The organism is Paraburkholderia solisilvae (assembly GCF_902859875.1).
In the GTDB taxonomy this organism is placed as follows: domain Bacteria; phylum Pseudomonadota; class Gammaproteobacteria; order Burkholderiales; family Burkholderiaceae; genus Paraburkholderia; species Paraburkholderia solisilvae.
In genome coordinates this window covers 23,413-47,638 of sequence record NZ_CADIKF010000045.1, presented here as the reverse complement: position 1 = coordinate 47,638, position 24,226 = coordinate 23,413, and the positions used below count along the sequence as shown (strand labels likewise).

19 protein-coding genes are annotated in these 24,226 nt (G+C 65.1%); 14 read left to right on the top strand and 5 right to left on the bottom strand.

What is annotated here, in order from left to right; all coding sequences use genetic code 11:
* Positions 1–198 precede the first annotated feature (198 nt).
* From HV675_RS23965 to HV675_RS23930, 8 genes are all read left to right on the top strand, one after another.
* Positions 199–1,311, top strand: coding sequence for a hypothetical protein (locus HV675_RS23965; RefSeq protein ID WP_175113848.1), 1,113 nt, complete (start codon positions 199–201; stop codon positions 1,309–1,311).
* 308 nt (positions 1,312–1,619) lie between these two features.
* Complete coding sequence (locus HV675_RS23960; protein WP_175113846.1) at positions 1,620–2,240, top strand: glutathione S-transferase family protein; 621 nt, start codon at positions 1,620–1,622, stop codon at positions 2,238–2,240.
* A gap of 198 nt (positions 2,241–2,438) precedes the next feature.
* Positions 2,439–2,642 (top strand): hypothetical protein, encoded by a 204-nt coding sequence (locus tag HV675_RS23955; RefSeq protein ID WP_175113844.1) that lies wholly within the window; start codon positions 2,439–2,441, stop codon positions 2,640–2,642.
* Between the two features lie 227 nt (positions 2,643–2,869).
* Positions 2,870–4,270, top strand: a complete 1,401-nt coding sequence (locus HV675_RS23950) for an FAD-containing oxidoreductase (RefSeq protein WP_175113842.1) — start codon at positions 2,870–2,872, stop codon at positions 4,268–4,270.
* Positions 4,271–4,287: 17 nt separating this feature from the next.
* The gene (locus HV675_RS23945; RefSeq protein ID WP_175113840.1) at positions 4,288–4,686 is read left to right on the top strand and encodes a cupin domain-containing protein; all 399 of its coding nucleotides are present in this window, start codon (positions 4,288–4,290) and stop codon (positions 4,684–4,686) included.
* 81 nt (positions 4,687–4,767) lie between these two features.
* Complete coding sequence (locus tag HV675_RS23940) at positions 4,768–5,343, top strand: TMEM175 family protein (protein ID WP_175113838.1); 576 nt, start codon at positions 4,768–4,770, stop codon at positions 5,341–5,343.
* Between the two features lie 7 nt (positions 5,344–5,350).
* Positions 5,351–5,857, top strand: a complete 507-nt coding sequence (locus HV675_RS23935) for a metallophosphoesterase family protein (protein WP_175113836.1) — start codon at positions 5,351–5,353, stop codon at positions 5,855–5,857.
* Positions 5,858–6,069: 212 nt separating this feature from the next.
* The gene (locus HV675_RS23930; protein ID WP_377700670.1) at positions 6,070–6,459 is read left to right on the top strand and encodes a PRC-barrel domain-containing protein; all 390 of its coding nucleotides are present in this window, start codon (positions 6,070–6,072) and stop codon (positions 6,457–6,459) included.
* Positions 6,460–6,574: 115 nt separating this feature from the next.
* Here the strand turns inward: HV675_RS23930 and proP are convergent, their stop codons facing one another.
* From proP to argA, 3 genes are all read right to left on the bottom strand, one after another.
* Complete coding sequence (proP, locus tag HV675_RS23925) at positions 6,575–8,044, bottom strand: glycine betaine/L-proline transporter ProP (RefSeq protein ID WP_175113834.1); 1,470 nt, start codon at positions 8,042–8,044, stop codon at positions 6,575–6,577.
* A gap of 758 nt (positions 8,045–8,802) precedes the next feature.
* The gene (locus HV675_RS23920) at positions 8,803–9,078 is read right to left on the bottom strand and encodes an oxidative damage protection protein (protein ID WP_175113833.1); all 276 of its coding nucleotides are present in this window, start codon (positions 9,076–9,078) and stop codon (positions 8,803–8,805) included.
* Positions 9,079–9,120: 42 nt separating this feature from the next.
* Complete coding sequence (argA, locus tag HV675_RS23915) at positions 9,121–10,500, bottom strand: amino-acid N-acetyltransferase (RefSeq protein ID WP_175113831.1); 1,380 nt, start codon at positions 10,498–10,500, stop codon at positions 9,121–9,123.
* Positions 10,501–10,523: 23 nt separating this feature from the next.
* Between argA and hrpA the strand changes: the two genes are divergently transcribed.
* Positions 10,524–14,780: an ATP-dependent RNA helicase HrpA gene (hrpA, locus tag HV675_RS23910; protein WP_175113829.1), complete on the top strand. Its 4,257-nt coding sequence runs from the start codon at positions 10,524–10,526 to the stop codon at positions 14,778–14,780.
* Positions 14,781–14,968: 188 nt separating this feature from the next.
* On the opposite strand, the gene HV675_RS23905 is transcribed toward hrpA, so the two are convergent.
* Positions 14,969–17,035 (bottom strand): YadA family autotransporter adhesin, encoded by a 2,067-nt coding sequence (locus HV675_RS23905; RefSeq protein ID WP_175113827.1) that lies wholly within the window; start codon positions 17,033–17,035, stop codon positions 14,969–14,971.
* Between the two features lie 562 nt (positions 17,036–17,597).
* Here HV675_RS23905 and HV675_RS23900 point away from each other — a divergent pair.
* From HV675_RS23900 to HV675_RS23885, 4 genes are all read left to right on the top strand, one after another.
* Positions 17,598–18,611 carry a YVTN family beta-propeller repeat protein gene (locus HV675_RS23900; protein ID WP_175113825.1) on the top strand — a complete coding sequence of 338 codons (1,014 nt, stop codon included), beginning with the start codon at positions 17,598–17,600 and terminating at the stop codon, positions 18,609–18,611.
* Between the two features lie 101 nt (positions 18,612–18,712).
* A complete protein-coding gene (locus HV675_RS23895; protein WP_175113823.1) occupies positions 18,713–19,711 on the top strand; it encodes a sterol desaturase family protein in 999 nt (332 codons plus the stop codon).
* 240 nt (positions 19,712–19,951) lie between these two features.
* Positions 19,952–20,782 carry an EI24 domain-containing protein gene (locus HV675_RS23890; RefSeq protein WP_175113820.1) on the top strand — a complete coding sequence of 277 codons (831 nt, stop codon included), beginning with the start codon at positions 19,952–19,954 and terminating at the stop codon, positions 20,780–20,782.
* Positions 20,783–20,824: 42 nt separating this feature from the next.
* A complete protein-coding gene (locus HV675_RS23885) occupies positions 20,825–21,658 on the top strand; it encodes a competence/damage-inducible protein A (protein WP_175113818.1) in 834 nt (277 codons plus the stop codon).
* A gap of 148 nt (positions 21,659–21,806) precedes the next feature.
* On the opposite strand, the gene HV675_RS23880 is transcribed toward HV675_RS23885, so the two are convergent.
* Positions 21,807–22,271, bottom strand: coding sequence for a rhodanese-like domain-containing protein (locus tag HV675_RS23880; protein WP_175113816.1), 465 nt, complete (start codon positions 22,269–22,271; stop codon positions 21,807–21,809).
* 433 nt (positions 22,272–22,704) lie between these two features.
* Between HV675_RS23880 and glnA the strand changes: the two genes are divergently transcribed.
* Complete coding sequence (gene glnA / locus HV675_RS23875) at positions 22,705–24,120, top strand: type I glutamate--ammonia ligase (protein ID WP_175113814.1); 1,416 nt, start codon at positions 22,705–22,707, stop codon at positions 24,118–24,120.
* The last annotated feature ends 106 nt before the right edge of the window (positions 24,121–24,226 follow it).

Here is a 24,226-nt window from a genome sequence, read left to right as displayed (position 1 = left end):
TCGACGCCCGCTTCGGCGGGTTTTTCATTTTCGGGCCGTTCGATCCGGCACGCCGTTTCCCCTCCCCGCCGTCGTCCCTAAAAACGACACCCCCTCAAGACCCGCGACATTCTGCCGTTATCAACAGACAAGCACTGACAGGTCGCCGTTTTGCGGCGGCACGCGGTATCCGGACACTTACTTTTCCGACTTCCCCTTATGTCGACTCCGATCAGCGGCAGTACCGGCACCAGCTTGCTCAATTCGCTGCTTTCTCCCAGCACGCACGGCCATACCGCCAAGGCCAAGCCCGGGCAGGCTGGCGCGTTGTCCGACGCCTCGCTGCCGACTACGCCCGATGCGGCAACCGCCGCGCTCCAGGCCGCGGTCGCGAGTGTCAACCAGCTTACGCAAGCTTTCGATCAGGCGTTCCAGGGCGCATCGACCGTCGATCCGACGACCGGGCTGAGCGAGTTGTCATCGAACGCCAGCAGCCAATTGGACTCCGCGCTGACCCGCTTCCTCGAACAAAGCGGCTTTAGCCAACAGCAAGCCGAGGCGGCCGCGACAGGCTTCGCCACGCAACTGGCCAACGGCGGCGGCGGCCCGGTCGAACTGGACGCGAGCTACGACGACGCGAATACCTTCGCCACGTCGATGTCCGCCAGCTACGGTGCGACGACCATGTCGGCATCCTCGGTGGCGCTCAATGAGCGCTCCGGCTCGGTTCAAATCCAGTTCGATCCGACCTCCGGCAAGCTGTCGATTTCGCTTCAGGAGCAGCAGGTTTCCGCGGTGACGTCGGTCACTCAAATTACGAGCGCAAATCCGTTGACGCAGGCGCAACTGGCGCTGCAGCCGCTGACCCAGCCACTCGGCATTCTGAATCTGCTGCCAAGCGACAGCCACGGCCACGACTCCAGCAATGACGGCAACGGCGCGGGCAGTAACAACGGCCAGAATGCTTCCGGGCAGTCCAGTGGCAACCCTGCGAATGCGTCGTCCAACGACGACACGTCGACCGTCGCCGACGCACTCACCCTGTTGAACGGCCTGCTCGCCGGATTGGGCGTGCCGAAGCTGCACAGCACGCAGGACGCGCTGGACCAGTTGAGCCGCATGGCCAACGCGGCACAACAGAATGGCGCGCAACCCGCCGACGATTCAACGGACGGCACGCAGGATCCGTCCGCGCTCGCTGTCAGCATCGGCTTTACGCAGACGCTGTCCATCTCGCTGCTCGATCTGAACGGTCACGGCACGACGCTCTTCAAACGGCCCGATGGCAGCACCGGCGCCATGTCGTTCGAGCAGACGCACGTCGAGGCATAAACAGGCGTGATGCGCGCGGTACGCCGGGGTCGTGCCGCGCGAAGTCTGATTCACCGAACGAACGCGATTCGTCGAATTCGATTACCCCGCGAGGCGTTGTCATCATCGGCTTGACGCCTGGGTCTGCGGCGCCTGCTCGAGATGCGTTGGCATCGGCGCGTCGGAACCCGCCGCATGGGCGAGCGGCTGCTCTCGCCACGCATCCTCCATTCGTCTAAAGTATCCGCTCCGTCGTATCGTCGCGCCGATCGCGCGTGCAGGCGACCGATCGGCATAACCATTCCAAACCCGGTGGAGGAGTGCAAACCATGCAACTGATCGGCATGATGGATTCGCCGTACGTCCGTCGCGTCGCGATTTCGCTCGCGATATACGGCATCCCGTACGAGCATCGCCCGCTGTCGGTGTTTCGCCACTTCGACGAATTTGCGCGGATCAATCCGGCGGTCAAGGCGCCGACGCTGATTCTCGACGACGGCACGATGCTGGTCGATTCATCGCTGATCCTCGACTATCTGGAGCGCCAGGCCGCACCCGAGCGGCGGTTGATGCCCGACGACCTTGCCGCGCGCGCCAAAGCGCTGCACCTGATCGGCTGCGCGCTCGCTGCGTGCGAAAAGACGATGCAACGCGTCTACGAAGACATGCTGCGGCCGGCGGAAAAGCGTCATGAGCCGTGGGTCGAGCGCGTGCAGGCGCAGTTGCGCGGCGCCTATGATCTGCTGGAAGCCGCCGTCGCCACGCACAAAGGCGCAGGCTGGCTGCTCGGGGAGCGCATGATGCAGCCCGACATCGCGGTCGCCATCGCGTGGCGCTTTACGCAGTACATGCTGCCGAACGTGGTCGATCCGGCCCGTTATCCGGCGCTCGTCGCGTTTTCCGCGCGCGCGGAGGCGACCCAGGTGTTCGTCGACACGCCGCTCGAATAGCCGCCCGCGCGGTCGGCGGCCAGTGCCGGCCCAAGCCTGAGCCGCCGTGGCCGTGCGCCGGGATTGTTATCGCTGGTTGACAAGTGACTTCGTTTTCCTGCCATTTATCCGCGAGAGGCCTATCTCTAAAATTGCTTCCATTGATACGTAGGTCGGCGGTGCGCGTCGAACAGGCCGCGCCGCACTTTGGGAGCAGTGATGAAATCCTTGATCGAGCGGCAGATCTACCATCCGGCGGTGGTGCTGCCGATGCTGTCGCTGATGCAATTGATGGTGTCGACGGACTTCAACCTCGGGCAGGTTGGCGTGCTGGTCGCGACCAACGGCGCGCGTGCCGCGCTGCAGCGGTCCCGCGAGTTGATGTGCCATGTGATTTGCCACGGCGAAGAAGCGGCGCATTAACAGGTCGACGGTCACTCAAGAGCATTGCATTAATTTAAAGACCGCAATCAGCAATCAACATTGGCGCGCCCGCAGCGGGTGAGCGCCGATCAACCAACCGGGCGCACAAGGCGCCCGGTTTTCATTTCGCCAACGCTTTCAGCGTAAGCGGTTGCCGCGCGCGCAGGGCTTTGCGATCGAGCTGGCGTAACATGATCGATCTTCGACCGCGCTTTGGGAGATCGGCCATGCCACAGCACTTCGACGCCATCGTGATCGGCACCGGCCAGGGCGGCTCGCCGCTTGCCGTGCGCCTCGGCAAGAGCGGCCGCAAGACGGCCGTCGTCGAGCGCGAGCTGTTCGGCGGCACCTGCGTGAACGTTGGCTGCACACCGACCAAGGCGTACGTCGCGAGCGCGCGCACCGCATATGTGGCGCGTCACGCATCGAACTACGGCGTGCAGGTGACGGGCGAAGTGAAGGTCGATCTCGCTCAGGTGAAGGCGCGCAAGGATCGCATCATCGGCCAGTCGCGCACCGGCGTCGAGAAGTGGCTGCGCAGTGCGCAGAACGTTTCGGTGTTCACCGGCCATGCGCGCTTTACCGGCGCGCACACCATTGCAATCTCGGATCCCGACGGCCGCATTAGCACCGAGCTGAGTGCGGATGAATTCTTCCTCAATACCGGCACGCGCCCGGTTATTCCGACGCTCGACGGACTCGAGCGAATCCGCTATCTGACCAACTCGACGCTGCTCGATCTGACCGAACTCCCCGAGCATCTGGCGATCGTCGGCGGCAGCTATATCGCGCTCGAATTCGCGCAGATGTTTCGCCGCTTCGGCAGCCGGGTCACGGTGCTCGTGCGCGGCGACCGGATACTGTCGCGCGAAGACGCGGACTTCTCGCAAGCCGTGCAGCAGGTGCTCGCGCGCGAAGGCGTGGTGTTTCGTTTCAACTCCGCGCCCGCACGCGTCGAGCCTTTGTCCGGCGACGGTTCATCGGCGGTGAGGGTCAGTTGCGCGTCGGGCGAGCCGGTGGAGGCGTCGCATCTGCTGTTCGCCACCGGCCGCCGGCCGAATACCGACGATCTCGGCCTCGACGCCGCGGGCGTCGAAACGAATGCGCAGGGCATCATCCCGGTCGACGCGCAGTTGCGCACGAATGCGCCCGGTGTCTGGGCGGTCGGCGATATCAACGGGCGCGGCGCTTTCACGCATACGTCGTACGACGATTTTCAGATCGTCGCGGCAAACCTGCTCGACGGCGGCACGCGCAGCGTCGATGACCGGATCATGGCTTATGCGGTATTTGTCGACCCGCCGCTCGCGCGCGTCGGCCTATCGGAAACGGACGTTCGCCAATCCGGCCGCGCGGCGCTGATCGCGACCATGCCGATGACGCGCGTCGGCCGCGCACGCGAGCGCAGCGAAACCGACGGTTTCATGAAAGTGCTGGTCGATGCGCAAACGAAGCAGATTCTCGGCGCGGCCATCCTCGGCATCGAGGGCGACGAAGCGATTCATACGTTTATCGACATCATGACGGCGCGCGCACCGTATCCGACGCTGCAATACGCGATGCATATCCATCCGACCATCAGCGAACTCGTGCCGACGCTGCTGGACAGTTTGAAGCCGCTCGAATGAAGGAACCCGGGCGCGGCATGAAACCCGCTTCGACACCCGCTGCTGTAAACCACCCGCCCGCCGGCACCACCGGCAATCTGTTCAGTGCTGTCAAACATGGCCCGCTCGAGCAGGTCGACGTGCTTGCCGGGTGCGGCAATGTGACGATCGAGCGGATCGTGTCGATGGCGCACGCGAGTCCGGCTGGGTTCTGGTACGACAGCCCGCGCGACGAATGGGTCGTGCTGCTGAGCGGCGCCGCGGCGCTCGAATTCGAACACGCCGACGCGCCGTACGAGATGCGGCCCGGCGACTATATGCTGATCGCGGCGCATCGCCGTCATCGCGTCGCATGGACGCATCCGGATCAGCCGTCCGTCTGGCTGGCCGTTCACTATTCAGCCGAGGTCGACAAGCAGCCGGATGATCGCGGATAATCGGCCGCAGCGCGGGCGGCGCATGGCGCGGGCTTGTCGCGCGCGCCGCCGTGATCCAACCGAGATCGAGGGAACCGGCAGATGGGCAAAGGACGTATCGAAGCGTTCAGCGACGGCGTGATTGCGATCATCATCACGATCATGGTGCTCGAGCTCAAGGTGCCCGAAGGTTTCGACCTGGCATCGCTGCGGCCTGTCGGGCCGGTATTTTGCGCGTACGTGCTCAGCTTTATCTATGTCGGCATCTACTGGAACAACCACCATCACCTGTTCCATATCGTGCAGAAGGTCAACGGCGCGACGCTGTGGGCGAATCTGCATCTGCTTTTCTGGCTGTCGCTGTTGCCGGCGGTGACGCACTGGCTCGGCGAGAGCCATATGGCCGCGTGGCCGACCGCGCTCTATGGTGTCGTGCTGCTGATGGCGGCGTTTGCGTACTTTATCCTCGTTCATACGATGTTGCGCCAGCATGGTCCTGATTCGGCGCTGGCGCGCGCGCTCGGCCGCGACCGGAAGGGCAAGCTGTCGGTCGTGGTGTACCTGGCGGGTGTGGTGCTCGCGTTTGTCTTGCCGTGGGTTTCGGCGGCGCTCTACACGTTGATGGCGGCGATCTGGCTGGTGCCGGACCGGCGCATCGAACACATGCTCAACGAGTGACGCGCAGATGACATCGTTTTCGTTCGCTTCATCGTCGTTGGCCGCTGCGAGCGCGGTCCGCATCGGACTGATCTCCGACACGCATAACCTCGTGCGGCCTGAAGCGTTGCGCCATCTCGAAGGCTGCGACGCGATCGTGCACGCGGGTGACATCTGCGAGCCGGCGGTGCTCGACGCGTTGCGCGAGATCGCGCCGCTCACCGCGGTGCGCGGCAACAACGACACCGGCGCATGGGCCGCGGCCTTGCCGACTCACGCGACGCTGCACGTAGGCGACGTGACGATTCTCGTCGTGCACGATATCGCCGATGTCGGCAAATATGCGCAGCGCGACGGCGTGCGCGTGGTCGTCACCGGACATTCGCATAAGCCGCTTATCGACGAGCGCGGCGGCGTGCTGTACGTGAACCCGGGCAGTGCCGGGCCGCGGCGCTTCAAGCTGCCGATCTCCGCCGGTCTGCTGCTGATCGACGGGGCGCAGGTTCATGCGACGCTGCATACGCTCACCGCTTGATCCTCACCGCCTGATCGATATCGCCGGTTTGTGCCGCGACCGTTCGATTGCAGTCCGCGGCACGTCCCTTGCTAAATCAACTGGAAAGGAAATGACGGATGCGCATGCGCCGCTCGCCGGGCGCGCATACGCATTGCCGGTTCATTGATCAACTGCGCTCCATCGATGATCGACGCGCAAAGGGAGGAGCCGTGATCCAGCGATCCATTACTCTGTTTCTGGCCGGACTGGTGGCCGCGGGCGCGATCGGCGTGACGATCGATGCAAGCGATGCCGCCGCGCAGGGCGCGCCGCAATCCGTGACGCAAACACGTGTCGACGTGGTTCAGATGGGCGGCGGATTTCGTGCGTCGAAGCTGAGCGGCGCGACCGTGTACAACAGCGATAAGGATCGCATCGGCACGATCGACGATCTGATTCTGTCGCCGTCCGATCGGAACGCGTTTGTGATCCTGTCGGTCGGCGGCTTCCTCGGCATGGGCAAGCACTACGTGGCCGTGCCGTTCAGCAACCTGCAGATCAGCGACAAGCAGGTCGTGCTGCCCAATGCGACGAAGCAATCGATCGAGGCGTTGCCGGAATTCAAATACGCGCCGGATTGAATGCGGGCGGCTTCCATCGTTTCACCGCGCGAACGATCGCGCGAATGATCGCGAAGCAGGGCGGCCGCGATGACCCGCAAGCCGCCCTGTGCCCGTGACCGGAAATGGATCGGCTTTATGCCCGAACCGCGGCTGTCGCCGCGTATGCTTCCTCGAGCTCTTCCGCTTCGCGATGGCCGCGCAGCACCGCATGCGCTTCCGCGCGGTTCGCGACACACGGGGCCGAGCCGAGCAGCGGCTTGCGCGCGGTCTCACGCAGCGCGACCACCGAGACGACGCCGATCAGCGATGCGCCCATCAGATAGTACGCGGGCATCATCAGATTGCCGGTGTGCTCGACGAGCCACGCGGCGACGAGCGGCGTCGTGCCGCCGAACAACGACACCGACACGTTGAAGCCGATCGCGAGCGCGCCGTAGCGGATCTTCGTCGGGAACAGCGCCGGCAGCGCGGACGGCATCACGCCGGTGAACGTCGAGAGCAGCGCGCCGAGTATCAGCAGACCCGCGAAGACCGGCAGCACCGTGCCCATGCGAATCAGCAGCAGCGCGGGCGCCGCCAGCACGAACAGACCCACGCAGCCGAACAGCATTACCGGCTTGCGGCCGATCGTGTCGGACAGGCGTCCGGCGTAGAGCGTCATCGGCATCATCAGCACCATCACGAGCAGCACGAGGAAGAGTCCGTGCGCTTCGTTGAAGTGCAGCGTCGCCGACAGGTAGCTCGGCAGATACGACAGCGCCATATAGTCGGTCACATTGAAGATCAGCACGAGGCCGACGCACAACAGCAACGGTTTCCATTGCTGCGTGAGCAGGTCGCGCAGCGTTTGCTTCGGCCGCGCTTTTTCTTCGGCGTCGCGCGCTTGCGCTTCTTTCCTGAACGCCGGCGTTTCTTCGAGCTTCAGGCGAATGTACAGGCCGACGAGGCCGAGCGGCCCGGCGATCATGAACGGCACGCGCCAGCCCCACGAGAGCAGCGCATCCTGCGATAGCGTCGCGGTCAGGATGGCGACCGTGCCCGCGCCGAGGATATAGCCGACCAGCGTGCCGAACTCGAGGAAGCTGCCCATGAAGCCGCGCCGGCGGTCGGTCGAGAATTCGGCGATGAAAGTCGCCGCGCCGCCGTACTCGCCGCCGGTCGAAAAGCCCTGCACGAGACGCGCGATCAGCAGCAGCGCCGGCGCCATGATGCCGATCGACGTATAGCTTGGAATCAGGCCGATCGCGAATGTGCCGACGGCCATCATGATCATCGTCATCGCGAGTACGCGCTGGCGGCCGATGCGGTCGCCGAGCGGCCCGAACACCATGCCGCCGATCGGCCGCACGAGGAACGCCGCGGCGAACGTGCCGAACGTTGCGATCAGTTGCGCCGACGGACTGCTGGACGGGAAGAACACTTTGCCGAGCGTGACGGCGATATAGCTGTACACGCCGAAGTCGAACCATTCCATCGCGTTGCCGAGCGCCATGGCGCCGACTGCACGTTTGAGAAGGCTGTTGTCGACGATCGTGATGTCGTCGAGCGAGAGACGGTTGTCGTTGTTGTTGTGTCGCCAGAAGCCGTTGCTGAAAGCGGTCAAGGTCAAAATCTCCAATGACTGCGGCCGAACGCAGAGGCGCTCCGCCACGGTTGCCGGGAAGTGCGGTGTCGTCGACGACCGGTGGTGGCCGGATCAAGTCCGGCGCGGCGGATCCGGCTGGCGGAGCCGCCGCGGGCGCAAAAAAAGTCAGCGCCTGTGCATCGCGGGTCGTCGCGACAGTGCACTGGGTCGGGTACTGCTGCAGGTTTGCATCTGCTTCGCGCTGAAGGCGCGAACCCGCGTAGCGGGCGCAGATGCAGGATTGGCGAGGGCGAACCCGTGATAACCGGATTGCTCGCGCCGGGTTGAAGCCCCGGATGCGGGCTTTGAGGCCAGGCTCGAAAGCCCAGGCTTTGAAGCGAACGCTCGACGTGAACAGCACCGATGCGGCGAGCGGGCGCGCAAACGGCTGCCAGTTCAGCGATGAACGGCGAAATGAAGGTGAATTGCTGTTAGAACGATGAACATGATAGCACGATGACGGAGGATCGCGCAAACCGCTCGCCCAGCAAGGCACGCCGGGGAGGGCGGAATCCCTTGCCTGACGGGGGATTCGGCTATTTTCGAGATGGATTTTCGGGTGGATTCCGGGTGGGGCTCCCGGGCGGATTCCCGCGCAGCGCGAGGTACGGGGATTCGGGAAAAAAAAGCCAAAAAAAATCCGCGCGAAAAACGCGCGGATCGTGTCAGCGGGAGGAGGGTTTCAGCGCGGCGCGTTTGCCGTTCTGTCGGCTAGCGCGGCGCCGCGTCGACCGGCCTCAGCCTTGCGACGGCGGCACGTACCCGGACGCCTGATCGGCGCCTTCGCCGAAGAAGAACTTCTCGGTCTGCTTCATCAGGTACTGGCGCGCGCGCGGGTCCGCCATGTTCAGGCGGTTCTCGTTGATCAGCATCGTCTGCTGCTTGAGCCACGCCTGCCAGGCTTCCTTCGATACGCTTTCGTAAATCCGCTTGCCGAGTTCGCCGGGCAGCGGCGGAAAATCGAGACCTTCGGCTTCCTTGCCGAGCTTCGAGCATTGAACCATGCGAGCCATACTGTGCTTCTCCTGATAAATAGGGGGCGGGCGCCGCTGCGCTCAGAGCTGCTTCATCAGCACGAGCGACTTGCGTTGCCAGTTGTACAGGCGGCGGCGGTCTTCCGGCAGGTCGTCGACCGAGACCTTGACGAAGCCGCGTTTGAGAAACCAGTGTTCGGTGCGTGTTGTCAGCACGAAGATACGCGAGAGGCCGCGCGCCCGCGCGCGCTGCTCGATACGCCGCAGCAGCCGCTCGCCGTCGCCGGAGTTCTGCGCTTCGGGCGCGACGGTCAGGCACGCCATCTCGCCGATGCGCTCCTGCGGGTACGGGTAGAGCGCTGCACAGCCGAACAGTACGCCATCGTGCTCGATCACCGAGAAATGGTCGATGTCGCGCTCGATCTGGTGCCGGCCGCGCCGCACCAGCGTGCCGTCGCTCTCGAGCGGCTCGATTAGTGTCAGGATGCCGCCGACGTCGTCCGGCGTCGCTTCGCGCAGGCTCTCGAGGTTCTCGTACGAGATCATCGTGCCGACGCCGTCGTGCAGGAACAGTTCGAGCAGCAGGCTGCCGTCGAGCGCGTAGGGGATGATGTGCGCGCGCGCGACACCGCCGCGGCACGCGCGAATCGAATGCTTCAGATAGAACCCCGCGTCGCCCTGTACCTCGCCGCTTTCCTGCAGCCGGTAGGCGTCGTCGAGCGACAGTTCGCGGATCAGCTCGCCGCCTTCGACGAGACCGTCGGTCTCGGTCAGAAACACCAGCTTGTCCGCGCGCAGTGCGATCGCCGCGGCCGACGCGACATCTTCCATCGCCAGATTGAACGCTTCACCGGTGGGCGAAAAGCCGAGCGGCGACAGCAGTACGAGCTTGCGGCTCGCCAGCGAATGGCGGATCGACTCGGCATCGATCTTGCGCACCACGCCGGTATGCTGGAAATCGACGCCGTCCAGAATGCCGACCGGCCGCGCCGTCACGAAGTTGCCGGACACGACGCTGATGTGCGCGTGCGCCATCGGCGTGTTCGGCAAGCCTTGGCTGATTGCGGCCTCGATGTCCAGACGCACTTCGCCGGCGGCCTCCTTGGCGGATTCGAGCGCGCGCGCATCGGTGATGCGCATGCCTTGCGAGAATTCGGACTGCACGCCGTGCAGGCTCATCTGCTCTTCGACCTGCGGACGCGAGCCGTGCACCAGCACGATCTGAATGCCCATTGCCTGCAACAGCGCGATATCGGACACCAGCGCGTTGAGCAGCCCCTGATGCACCACTTCGCCGCCGAAGCCGACGACGAACGTCTTGTTATGGAACGCGTGGATGTAAGGGGCGACCGAGCGCATCCAGTCGACGAATTGCGCGTGCTGCGCGGGACTTGCGATCGCGCCACCGGACGACGCCGGCGCGCTCGCGGGTGCGGGGATGAGGTCGGTTTGGGAATTCATGCCCGGGATTATAATGCGCCCCCATGTCGAATGTACCCAAAAGTCCTGACGCGAATGACGTGAAAACCACGCCTGAGCGAGGGCCCGAGAAGTCGCCCGGCTCCGCCGCCGCGCGTGGTGTGGCCGTGCACAACAGCGGTGCCGGGCGGCGTGAGGCGGCGCGTGAGTTGCCGCATGACGCGCCGCGTGGCGCACACGGCGTGCAGCGCGGCGGCGTGCCGAAAGCGCCGCACACACCGCGCCCGCCGCGTGCGCCGCGCGTGGTCGAACCGAATCCGATCCCACCCATCACGTTCCCCGAAGCGTTGCCGGTGTCCGGCCGGCGCGACGAGATCGCGCGCGCGATTGCCGGGCATCAGGTGGTGATCGTGAGCGGTGAGACCGGTTCCGGCAAGACGACGCAGCTGCCGAAAATCTGCCTGTCGCTCGGGCGCGGCCTCGGTGCCGGCGGCAGCGGGCTGATCGGCCATACGCAGCCGCGCCGCATCGCCGCGTCGGCGACCGGCCGGCGCATCGCAGAGGAACTCGGTACGCCATTCGGCGAGGTGGTCGGCTACAAGGTGCGCTTCACCGACAATCTCGCGCCGGGCGCGTCGGTCAAACTGATGACGGACGGCATTCTGCTCGCCGAGACGCAGACCGATCCGCTGCTCAAGGCGTACGACACGCTGATCATCGACGAAGCGCACGAGCGCAGCCTGAACATCGATTTCCTGCTCGGCTATCTGAAGGAAATCCTGCCGAAGCGGCCGGACCTGAAGCTGATCGTCACGTCCGCGACCATCGACGCCGAGCGCTTCGCGCGCCATTTCGGCAGCGAGGACAAGCCCGCGCCGGTGATCGAAGTCAGCGGCCGGCTGTATCCGGTCGAAATGCGCTACCGGCCGGTTGCCGAAGACAGTGTGGCGGTGAAGTCCGCGCAAGGCACGCTGTCGCGCGAGCGCCCGGAGCGCGCCGAGCGCCCGAAATCGCAGCGCGAGACGGACCGCGACCTGATCGACGCGATCGTCGATGCCGCCGACGAGCTGTGCCGCGAAGGCCCCGGCGACGTGCTCGTGTTCCTGCCCGGCGAGCGGGAGATTCGCGACGCCGCCGAGGCGCTGCGCAAGCACCATCCGCCGCATACGGAAATCCTGCCGCTGTTCGCGCGACTTTCCGCGGCCGAGCAGGAGCGCGTGTTCCGGCCGTCGAATGCGCGCCGCATCGTGCTCGCGACGAACGTCGCGGAAACCTCGCTGACGGTGCCCGGCATCCGCTATGTGATCGATACGGGCCTCGCGCGCGTGAAGCGCTATTCGTATCGCAACAAGGTCGAGCAGTTGCAGGTCGAGCCGATTTCGCAGGCGGCGGCAAACCAGCGCGCGGGCCGGTGCGGGCGCGTCGCGGACGGCATTTGCATCCGACTTTACGAGGCCGCCGATTTCGCCGCGCGCGCGCGCTTCACCGACCCGGAAATCCTGCGCTCGTCGCTCGCGGCGGTCATTCTGCGCATGAAGTCGCTGCATCTGACGGCGATCGAGACGTTTCCGTTTATCGAGCCGCCGCCCGGCCGCGCGGTCGCGGACGGCTATCAGTTGCTCAACGAGCTGGGCGCGGTCGACGACGACAATGCGCTCACGCCGCTTGGCCGCGAACTCGCGCGATTGCCGCTCGATCCGCGCGTCGGCCGGATGATTCTCGCCGCGCGCGACCAGCAGGCGCTGCGCGAAGTGCTGATCATCGCGAGCGCGCTGTCCGTGCAGGACCCGCGCGACCGGCCGATCGACGCGCAGGAACAGGCCGATCAGGCGCATCGCCGCTTTGCCGACGAGCGCTCGGAGTTTATGCAGTGGCCGAAGATCTGGGCGTGGTTCGAAGAAGCGGTGACGCACAAGAAGTCGAACCGGCAGCTGGCCGACGCGTGCCGTGCGAACTTCCTGTCGCATCTGCGGCTGCGCGAATGGCGCGACGTCCACTCGCAATTGCTGACGGTCGTGCGCGAGCACGGCTGGCGCCTGAACGAGTCGGACGCGACGTTCGAGCAGATCCATCTCGCGCTGTTGACCGGTCTGCTCGGCAATATCGGCCTGAAGGCCGACGACGAGCCGTACTACCTCGGCGCGCGCAGCATCAAGTTCTATCTATGGCCGGGCTCCGCGCTCGCGAAGAAAGCGGGGCGCTGGGTGATGGCCGCGGAGCTCGTCGAAACGAGCCGGCTGTACGCGCGCGGCATCGCGAAGATCGAGCCGGAGTGGATCGAAAAGGTCGGCGCGCATCTGCTGAAGAAGTCGCTGTCGGAGCCGCACTGGGAGAAGCGCGCGGCGCAGGTGAGCGCGTTCGAGCGCGCGATGCTGTACGGCCTGCCGATCTACCACCGGCGGCGTGTGAGCTTCGGCAAGCAGGATCCGGCGCGCGCGCGGGAGCTGTTTATTCGCGGCGCGCTGGTGGAGGGCGAGTTCGAGACGAAGCTCGCGTTCTTTGCGCACAACCGCCGGCTGCTCGCGGACATCGAACAGCTCGAGCACAAGTCGCGCCGCCAGGACGTGCTGGTCGACGACGATCTGATCTTCGCGTTCTACGACCAGGTGATTCCGCAAGGCATGCATACCGGCGCCGCGTTCGAGCACTGGTACCGCGACGAGTTGAAGAAGAGCGGCCAGCCGGAGGAGAAACTGCGGCTGCTGTATCTGTCGCGCGACGATCTGATGCGTCACGAAGCGGCCGGCGTGACCACCGACCTGTTCCCGAAGCGGCTGACGATGGCCGGCATCGAGATGGCGCTCACCTATCACTTCGAGCCCGGCTCGCCGCGCGACGGCGTCACGCTCGCGGTGCCGCTCTATGCGCTCAATCAGGTCGATGCGCGGCGCGCCGAATGGCTCGTGCCCGGCATGCTGAAGGAGAAGGCGCAACTGCTGCTGAAGTCGCTGCCGCAGAAGCTGCGCCGGCATGTGGTGCCGTTGCCGCAGTATGCGGCGGCTTTTGCCGAACGCGCCGGCGAAGGCGCGCGCTTCGCGGCGAGCGGCCTTGTCGATGCGCTGATCGCCGACGTCCGGAGCGAGACGCAGGTCGCGTTGAAGCAGTCGGACTTCAAGCTGGAGACCTTGCCCGCGCACCTGTTTATGAACTTCAAGGTGATCGACGAGCATGGCCGGCAACTGGCGATGGGGCGCAACCTCGCGCAGTTGCGCGCCGAGCTGGGTGGCGAAGCGCAGCAGCAGTTCCAGAAGCTTGCGGCGAGTGCGACGCTGGTCGATCAGGCCGGCGATGCGTTGGGCCGCGGTGCGGATGCGCGCGGGCAGGGCGCGGCGGGCGGGACTGGTGCGTCTCGTGCGACTGGTGCTGCCGGTGCATCCGGCGCTTCCGGGACGGCGGCTGCGGCACGCGGTGGCGGCCCGCAGGTGCCGCTGACGGCGCCGCAGAACGCGGGCGCCGCGCCGGCCACCGCGCTCTATGACAACCTGACGACGTGGAACTTCGGCAAGCTGCCCGAACTGCTTGAAATTCGCCGACGCGGGCAGACGCTGTTCGGCTATCCGGCGCTCGTCGATCGCGGCACGCATTGCGACGTCGAAGTGTTCGATGCGCCGGACGAAGCGGCGCGCATCCATCGTGCCGGGTTGCGACGGCTGTTTGCGCTGCAATTGCGCGAGCCGATCAAATACCTCGAAAAGAATGTGCCGGGCCTGCGCGAAATGGCGATGCATTTCATGGCGCGCGCGACGCAGGAAGAACTGCGCGATCAACTGATCGACACGGCGCTCGACCGCGCGTGTCTGCAGGAGCCGCTGCCCGACGACGACGCGAGCTTTCATGCGCGCCGCGACGAAGGCCGCAGCCGGTTGACGCTGCTCGCACAGGAAATTGCGCGGCTGGTCGGGCAGATTCTCACCGAGTACGCGACGGTGCAGAAGAAGCTCGCGCAGGCGAAACCGTTCGCGGCCGCTTATGCGGATCTGCAAAGCCAGCTCGATGCATTGATCGGCAAGCGCTTCGTGGTCGATACGCCGTACGCGCAACTGACGCATTTTCCGCGCTACCTGAAGGCGATCAGTTTGCGCGTCGACAAGCTGAAGGCTGGCCCGGCGCGCGATGCGCGGCAGTTTGCGGAATTCCAGCCGTTGTCGCAGCACTATCAGCGTGCGCTTGCGCAGCGAGGCGGCGTGGGCGATGCGCGGCTGGCGGAGTTCCGCTGGCTGCTCGAAGAACTGCGCGTGTCGCTGTTCGCGCAGGAATTGCGCACGCCGATGCCGGTCTCGGTAAAGCGGCTGCACAAGGTGTGGGAATCGATGCAGCGCTGATCGGGTGGTGCGGGTGCGCAGCGCGTTGCGCATTCATCGACGCGCCGGACAGCCGAAGCGGGGCGCAAGAAAGAACGCGATGCCGTCGGACTGGAACGCCGGCATCGCGCCAAAAAATGCAGGCGCCTCGCGACGGGTCTGCATTCTTCCCGCAAGCCGTCTCGCGCGCGCGGCGCGGTGCGGTGTGCTTACCAGTGCGTGCCGGCGCCAAGCGCTGCGCCTACCTCGCCGCGCGAGCTGGCCGTGCCTTGCATCCGGTACGCCCACGTGCCGGTTTCCGACAGCTGCGACACGCCGAACGCAAATGCGGACTGGCCGCCGTATGTGCCGCCCGCCATCGCGAACATCCCGTGACCCGGCATCACCGCTTGCGGCAACGCGGCGACCGCGAGCGCGGCGGCCGTGCCGCCGTATGCGTCGCGACGCACCGAGCGGACCTTGTCGTCGGTATAGCGGTTTGCGGCGCCGAGCGTCCCCGTCATGCTTTGCATCAACTGGTTCAGGTTGACGGCGTCGGTTCCTGCCACGGCGGGTGCAACATGCGTGAGGTGCCGCTCGTTGCCGGCCGCGCCGATCGATACGCTGTTTGCGCGGTCGGCGACCGAACCGTAGCCCAGCGCGACCGCGTTGGCGGCGCTTGCGTGGCTTGCCGCGCCGAGCGCGAGCGCATGACTGCCGGTTGCCTGCGCGTCGGCGCCGAGCGCGGCCGCTTGCGTGCCGCTCGCCCGTGCGTTCATGCCGAGGGCGATTGCATCCGCGCTGCTTGCCTGCGCGCTTGTGCCGAGCGCAAGGGCGCCCGTGCCGTTCGCCTGCGCGCTTGTGCCGAGCGCAAGGGCGCCCGTGCCGTTCGCCTGCGCGTTGGTGCCGAACGCAAGGGCGTCCGTGCCGCTCGCCTGCGCGCTTGTGCCGAGCGCAAGCGTGCTCGTGCCGTTCGCCTGCGCGTTCGCGCCGAGCGCGATTGCGTCCTTGCTGTCCGCTCGCGAGTTCGCGCCGACGGCGATTGCATTGGCGCCGGCCGCTCGCGTATTCGCGCCGATTGCGAGGGCATTCTCCTCATCGGCCCGCGCATTCGCGCCGACGGCCAGCGCTTGGGCGGCGTTTGCATGCGCATTCGCACCAGCGGCGACCGAATGGGCGCCTGCAGCGACGGCCGCTTCGCTGGCGGGGTCTCCCGTGGCGCCGAAGAACGCGCTGCCGCCGTTGCCCTCGGTATTGCCGATCGCGCTGGCGAGCATCGCCGACAGCTGGCCGAGGTTGACCGCGTCGTGCGCATCGAGTGCGTCCGCGACATGGTGGATGCGCGTGCCGCCGTCGTCCGGGTCGCCGGCGAGCGTGACGCTGTTGCGGTCGAGCGAGCCGTCCGCGAGCGTCTCGTACGCCAGCGTGCCGGCGAGTTGCGCGGTTGCCGCGTCGATCTTGCTGTCGAGCGCCTTCAACTGCGCGACGTTGACCGCATCGAAGTCGGCCGCACCCGCGGCGACGCCCGTGATGGTTCGCGTGCCGACGTTGACTTCGCCGAGCGAGCTTTGCGGCGCCGTCAGGCCGTACGCGAGGTAGCCCGCCTGCGCGCCGACCAGCGTTGCGGAACCGGCGCCGAGGGCGATGCTGTTCTCATGCATCGCGAGCGCGTTCTGGCCGAGCGCGAGCGACGCCGGACCGCCGGCGTTGGCGAACCCGCCGAGTGCGAGCGCGCCGGCTCCCGACGCGTTCGCCTCGTGGCCGGCGGCGAGCGCGTCGCGATTCGTCGCAAGCGCATTGCCGCCGAGCGCCACTGCACCGATACCGTCGGCCTTCGACGCCGCGCCGAACGCGGACGACGTGTCACCCGTCGCGGCCGAGTACGCGCCTACCGCGGTCGAAAACAGCTCCGCGTGGGCTTGCACGCCGCCCGCGAACGCGCCGGGCGCGCTGGCCGCCGCCTGTCCGCCGAAGGCGATCGCGTCATGGCCGTTCGCCGTCGCGCCGGCGCCGATTGCCAGCGCGTCGTAGCCGAATGCGGTGGCGCTGCCGCCGAGCGCGACGCCGCCCCAGTCCATCGCCCCCGCGCCATAGCCGATCGCGACCGCATGCATGCCGAGCGCGTGCGCGCCCGCACCGGCGGCGACCGCCTTGCTGCCCGCCGACACGGTCACGCCATCGGTGCCGTTTTGCAGCCCGTCGGCGTCGAAGTAGTACTGCGCGGCCGGAATGCTCGCGCGCGCCGATGGCGCGGCCGTCAACGCGATGAGGCTGGCTAGCGCGAAGTGGGCAAACATCAGAATGACGGGCGGGCATCGGTACGCGTGCGATACACCTGACCTGATTCCCGGTGATGGCGATGCGAGTGACCGGGTTTTAATCGTGCGCTTCAAATCGGATTGATTCATTTCGTTATTGCCTCCAAAGCGCCAGGCAACACGCGAGCGGCGCGCGGACGGGTTTAGCGCGGCGCGTACTCGCAAAGGAACTGGCGGGTAATCGGGAACAACGATTTTCCGGCGATCATGCCGGCGGGCGGTATGAGTAAACTCTTAAAATCGCTTTAGCCAATCGTTATAGGACGGTCCTTTTAATTCTAAAATGCTTGAAATCATTTTCGGACGATTATCCCGGTAACCGAAAACGGATAAAGAAAATCTGCTTTAAATCGGCGAGATCACTGTAGGAGCCGCGCGCTTGAGTCGGAAATCATCGTCCTGGGCCGTGTTTTTCTGATGTTCAGGCGTTGTGCCCAAGGTGTTGCAGTCGCGCGCCGCGCACCGCAAATTCATGCGCACCGTCAACCGTTCGGCACCGCAAACGTTCTACAATGGCGGCTGTCTTCGGTTGTGAGTCTTCATGCGCAAATTTTCCCTTTCCGGCTTGACCAGCACCTTTTCAGCAGGCGCGGCGCTTGCCGCGGCAGCAGTCCTTTTCTCCCCGGCAGTCCACGCGAACAACGTGATCGTGCTCAATTCGGGCGAAGCGACGCTGAGCCTGATCGACGAGGCGTCGCGGCAGGTCATCGAGACCGTGCCGACCGGCAAGGAGCCGCACCACCTGATGGCGACGCCGGACAACGCGTCGCTGATCGTCGCGAACTCGGTGTCGAACAATCTGCTGTTCGTCGACCCGAAGTCGGGCAAGGTGCAGCGCTGGGTCGAAGGCATTGAAGACCCTTACCAGATCGGTTTTTCGCCGGACCGCAAGTGGCTCGTCACGACCGGCCTGCGGCTGGACCGGCTCGACATCTATCACTACGACGGTCATAACGTCGTGCTCGCGCAGCGCCTGCCGCTCGCGGTGATGCCGAGCCACATGGCGTTCTCGGCGGACAGCAAAACGGTATTCGTCACGCTGCAGGTGTCGGGCGAACTCGCAGCGGTCGATCTGCCGACGCAGACGGTGAAATGGAAAATGAAGGTCGGCAAGGTGCCGGCGGGCCTCTGGATGACGCCTGGCGAGAAATACCTGCTGGTCGGCATGACCGGCGCCGATTACGTCGCGGTAGTGGACTGGCGCGACCAGAAGGTCGTGAAGACCATCCCGACCGGCAAGGGCGCGCACAACTTCCGCTCGCTCGCGGACGGCCGCCACGTGGCGGTGTCCAATCGCGTCGCGAACACGATCAGCATCATCGACGAAGACTCGCTCACGAACGTCGGCGATATCACCGGCCTGATGCCCGGCCCCGACGACATGGAACTTTCCGCGGACAAACGCTATCTGTGGGTAACGTTCCGGTTTGCGAAGCACATCGGCATCATCGATCTGTCGCAGCGCAAGCTGATCCAGACGATCGCGGTCGGGCGTTCTCCGCATGGCATCTATTTCTACGATCGCGCGCCGGTTACCGCGCCGAACGGCGCCTGACGCCGGTGTGAAGTCAGGCAGCGGCGCGACGGCGCGGACCAGCGGCGGGATAGTCCGCGGATTTAACGGCAGGTAAACGGTTTCGACGAACAGCAAGCATCATGTTCCATCTGATCTTCTCTACGCTCGATAGCGCCGTCTCAGCGCTGCAAACCGCGCTGTACGAAAGCGTCGTGCAGCCGCTGCTGTTCCGCTTCGGCCTGATGGACTACGACGAAGACACGTACGACAGCCTGTACTGGGTGATCGTCGGCGTGTTCGAGGTGCTCGCGATGTACGCGGTCCTGCGGCCGCTCGAAGTATTGCGTCCGGTCGAACAGTGGCAGGACCGCAAGGCGGTGCGCGTGGACGTGCTGTACACGTGGATCGCGAAGCTCGGCATCCTGAATCTGTTCTTCTTCTTCGCGCTGCAGCCGTTCTTCGACGCCGCTCAAGGGTGGCTGCGCCTGCGCGGTATCGCGAATCTCGAAATCGACAACGTGTGGCCGGGCGTCACGACCATTCCGATCGTGACGTTCGTGATCTATCTGCTGGCGCTCGATTTCGCGGGCTACTGGTATCACCGCTGGGAGCATCGCTTCGGCGTGTGGTGGGAACTGCATGCGGTGCATCACAGCCAGCGTCAGATGTCGCTGTGGTCCGACGACCGCAACCATCTGCTCGACGATCTGCTGCAGGCGTGCTTCTTCGCGCTGATCGCGCTTGTTATCGGCGTGCCGCCTTCGCAGTTCGTCGTGCTGGTCGCGATCACGAATCTCGCGCAAAGCGTGCAGCACGCCAACATTCGCCTCTATTACGGCTGGCTCGGCGAACGGCTGCTGGTGAGCCCGACGTTCCATCGCCGCCATCATGCGATCGGCTACGGCCATGAAGGGCTCAAGTACGGCTGCAACTTCGGCGTCCTGTTCCCGTGGTGGGATATGCTGTTTCGCAGCGCGTCGTGGAGCCGCGAGATGGAGCCGACCGGTATTCGCGACCAGCTCGATGGCCACCGCTACGGCGACGGCTTTTTCGCGCAGCACTGGCTTGCCTTCGTGCGCATCGGACGGCGGCTTGCGCCGAAACGGCGCGAGGCGGGCAACGACGCCGCGGCGTTGTGAGCGGTTCGCCTGCCGAAAGCGGCAGGCTTTTCGCAAGTCAAGTTCGGGCGAAAGCGCACTATCCACATCCTCGCGCACGCCGCCCCCCGCCAGTCGCACCAAAACCCTTCGCGCAAACGCTGCGCGCCCCGCCGCATACGATCCGGCACCGTCAGTTACCGTCGGCCTGGCGCGTGGTTTATCCTGTCCACGTGTGCACTGTTTCTTTTCCCAACATTTCTTTCACCGGCACCCATTCGCATGAATGACCTGTTGCGCTCGTTCGGACGCGCGCTCGCCAGCGTGTTCCACCCGCGCATGCTCTGGCTGACCTTCGCGCCGTTCTTCGCGGCGGTGGTGGTCTGGGGCGCGATTCTGTGGTTTTCGTGGCAGACGCTGATCGGCGCGACGCGCAGCTGGCTCGAAGGCTGGTCGTTTTCGACCACGCTCTATCGGCTGTTCGACTGGCTCGGGTTTTCGTCGCTGCACGCGGCAGTCGCGCCGTTTATCGTGGTTGCGATCGCGATTCCGTTGATCGTCGTCACCGTGTTGCTGCTGATCGCGACGCTGTCGATGCCGGCCGTCATCAAGCATCTGTCCGCGCGGCAGTTCGCCAGTCTCGAAATGCGGCGCGGCGGCAGCTGGTACGGCAGCCTGATGCATTCGCTGTGGACCACATTCGTGTGTCTGGTCGTGCTCGTGATCACGCTGCCGCTGTGGCTGATTCCGCCGTTTTTCGCGCTGATTCCGCCGCTGCTGTGGGGCTGGCTGACCTATCGCGTGATGACCTACGACGCGCTCGCGCTGCATGCGAGCAGCGACGAGCGGCGCATTCTCGTGCGGCGGCACCGGCTGCCGCTGCTGCTGATCGGCGTCGCGAGCGGCCTGCTCGGTTCGCTGCCGACGCTGCTGTGGGCGTCGTCGGTCTGGCTGATCGTGCTGTTTCCCGTGATGACCGCGGCGACCATCTGGATCTACGCGTTCATTCTCGTGTTTTCGGCGCTATGGTTTGGCTTCTACTGTCTGCGCGCGCTGCAGCGTTTGCGCGCGGAACAGCATGGGCCGCACGGCACGGCGCCGGTTCTGTACTGATTCTGCAATTCGATTCGGGCATCTCACTTCAGCGAGGCGGCAATGGCATTGGGCGTGATCATCATCGGCGACGAAATCCTGTCGGGCAGACGGGTCGATAAACATCTGCCGAAGGTCATCGAACTTCTGAACGCACGCGGCCTGTCGCTCGGATGGGCCGAGTATATCGGCGACGATCCGCAGCGGATCACCGCGACGCTGCGTCGCACGTTCGCGAGCGGCGACATCGTGTTCTCGACCGGCGGAATCGGCGCGACACCCGACGATCACACGCGCCAGTGCGCGGCGGCGGCGCTGGCCGTGCCGCTCGAACTGCATCCGCAGGCCGCGACGCTGATTCGCGAACGGATCCGCGAGATGCATCCGGCCGATGCGCCGCAACCCGTCGACTACGACTCGCCGGAGAATCTGCATCGGCTCAACATGGGCACGTATCCGCGCGGCGCGTCGATCATCCCGAACGGCTACAACAAGATTCCGGGCTTTTCGGTCGCCGATCATCATTTCGTGCCGGGCTTTCCGGTGATGGCGTGGCCGATGATCGAATGGGTGCTCGATACGAAGTACGCTCATCTGCATCACGCGACGCCGCATGCGGAAAAATCGCTGCTGGTGTTCGAGCTGCCGGAGTCGACGGTGACGCCGCTGATGGAAAAGATCGAGCATGACTTCCCGGGCGTGCGCGTGTTCAGCTTGCCGAGCGTCGGCGACGCGGAGCGGGGCGGCGTCTACGCGCGGCGCCACATCGATCTGGGCGTGAAGGGTGAACCCGAAGCGGTCGCGGCTGCGTTCGTCAAGCTGCGCGAGGGTGTGCACCTGCTTGGTGGCGATATCGTCGAACTGGACGCGGCGACGCCGGCAAAGCCGCGCGGGTAACACGGGGCGGGCGGCAGGGAATGCGCGCGTGCTGGCGTGTTGTTAGCGCGACAGGCGTGTGAGCGCCGGCTGCACACGCCCGCTACGCGCGATCAAGAGCGTCAGACGCAACTCGCGAACGTGAAGCCAAAAGCTCGCGCGTAAAAACTCAAGCGCCGATCCACGGCAACCCACGGAAGCACCAACCCGACACGGTTTTCCGGTGCCCCTGGCTGTCCTTATCTCCTTCGAACCCTTCGAGCAGATCCAGCATGTTCGTGAACCCCGCCTGCGTCGCGGCAACGGCCGCGAGCTTCGAGCGCGCGGCGCTGCGGCACAGCAGCAGCACGGGCGTATCCGGCGTCGCGACCTGGCGCAGCTGATCGAGGAATTCGGCGTTCGGCACCGCGCCCGGGTAGCGCGTCCACTCGATATGCGCGTACTGGCCATCGCCGACCAGCGGCCGGCCGACCCAATCGAGTTCCGCGCGTGTCCGCACGTCGACCAGACGTACGCGCGGATCGAGTTCGAGAAGCTCGAATGCCTCCGCGGGGCTCAACGCGCCTGCATAGGGCAGCTGATTGTCGACGCGGCGCTTCTCGGCCTGCGCGTATAACTGTTCGAGCGTGGTCATGACAGCATGTCTCCTTTGGACCAAAGAAACATTCTAGCGCGCCGCGCACCGCACGCGTATGCACGGGGTAGGACCGAACGTGATTCAGCGCGGGCGCCGCAAATGCGCCAGAAAGGTGCAAAATTGCATGGTTGCACCAAATAAAGGATTTAAGCGGCTGCGCACATTAAGATTGCACAATCGTGGTGCGATCCGGTTCGCGGGTTGTCATCGCCATTCGCGCAAAACGTGCGACGATTCACGGCAACGGCGCGCCAAGCGGCGTCGCGGTGCGTGGTGAATGATCGGGTGGCATGGAAGCTGCTTTAACCGTGCCGTTCGATTTGACCCGCATCAGTATTAAAGCTCTCGAAGCCTGTAGACGCGGGCGATTGGGTCAGCTAGATTGGGCGGCGGCTGAAACCCGCCGAATTCGTTAATCAGGAGATAGGTTATGAGTAAATCCGTGGCCGACGTCATGCAACTCGTCAAGGACGAGGACGTCAAGTTTGTCGACTTCCGCTTCACCGACACGCGCGGCAAGGAACAGCACGTCTCGGTGCCGGTGTCGGCATTCGACGACGACAAGTTCGAAAGCGGCCATGCGTTCGACGGTTCCTCGATTGCCGGCTGGAAGGGCATCGAAGCGTCGGACATGCTGCTCGTGCCGGATCCGGACACCGCTTTCGTCGACCCGTTCTACGAAGAGTCGACGCTCGTGCTGACCTGCGACGTGATCGAACCGTCGGATGGCAAGGGCTACGAACGTGACCCGCGCTCGCTCGCGAAGCGCGCCGAAGCGTACCTGAAGAGCACGGGTCTGGGCGACACGGCGTTCTTCGGCCCGGAACCCGAGTTTTTCATTTTCGACTCGGTGCAGTGGAGCACCGATATGTCGGGCTGCTTCGTGAAGATCGGCTCGGAAGAAGCGCCGTGGTCGTCGGGCAAGGAATTCGAAGGCGGCAACACCGGTCACCGTCCGGGTCCGAAGGGCGGCTACTTCCCGGTCGCGCCGGTCGACACGTTCCAGGACATGCGCTCGGAAATGTGTCTGCTACTCGAGCAGATCGGCATTCCGGTTGAAGTGCACCACCACGAAGTGGCAGGCCAGGGCCAGAATGAAATCGGCACGAAGTTCTCGACGCTCGTGCAGCGCGCCGACTGGACGCAAAAGCTGAAGTACATCGTGCACAACGTCGCGCACACGTACGGCAAGACGGCGACCTTCATGCCGAAGCCGGTGGTCGGCGACAACGGCTCGGGCATGCACGTGCACCAGTCGATCTGGAAGGACGGCCAGAACCTGTTCGCGGGCAACGGCTACGCCGGCCTGTCGGAATTCGCGCTGTTCTACATCGGCGGGATCATCAAGCACGCACGCGCGCTGAACGCCATCTCGAACCCGACGACGAACTCGTACAAGCGTCTCGTGCCGCACTTCGAAGCACCGGTGAAGCTCGCTTACTCGGCGCGCAACCGTTCGGCATCGATCCGTATTCCGCACGTGAGCAATCCGAAGGGCCGCCGTATCGAAACGCGCTTCCCGGATCCGATGGCGAACCCGTACCTGCTGTTCTCGGCGCTGATGATGGCGGGTCTCGACGGCGTGCAGAACAAGATTCACCCGGGCGAAGCCGCCGACAAGAACCTGTACGACCTGCCGCCGGAAGAGGATGCAAAGATCCCGACCGTGTGTGCCGGCCTCGACCAGGCGCTTGAATCGCTCGACAAGGACCGTGAGTTCCTGACGCGCGGCGGCGTGTTCACCGATTCGATGCTCGACGCTTACCTCGAACTGAAGGAAGCCGAACTGCAACGCGTGCGTATGACCACGCACCCGGTCGAATTCGAACTGTACTACTCGCTGTAAGCGGCGATGCGCTTCGCCGCGGTTGGCGAAGCGCGCGTCCCACGCTCGCGATCAGCAGGACCCAAGGGACGGCACCGCCGTCCCTTTTTTGTTGGACCACGCGCAA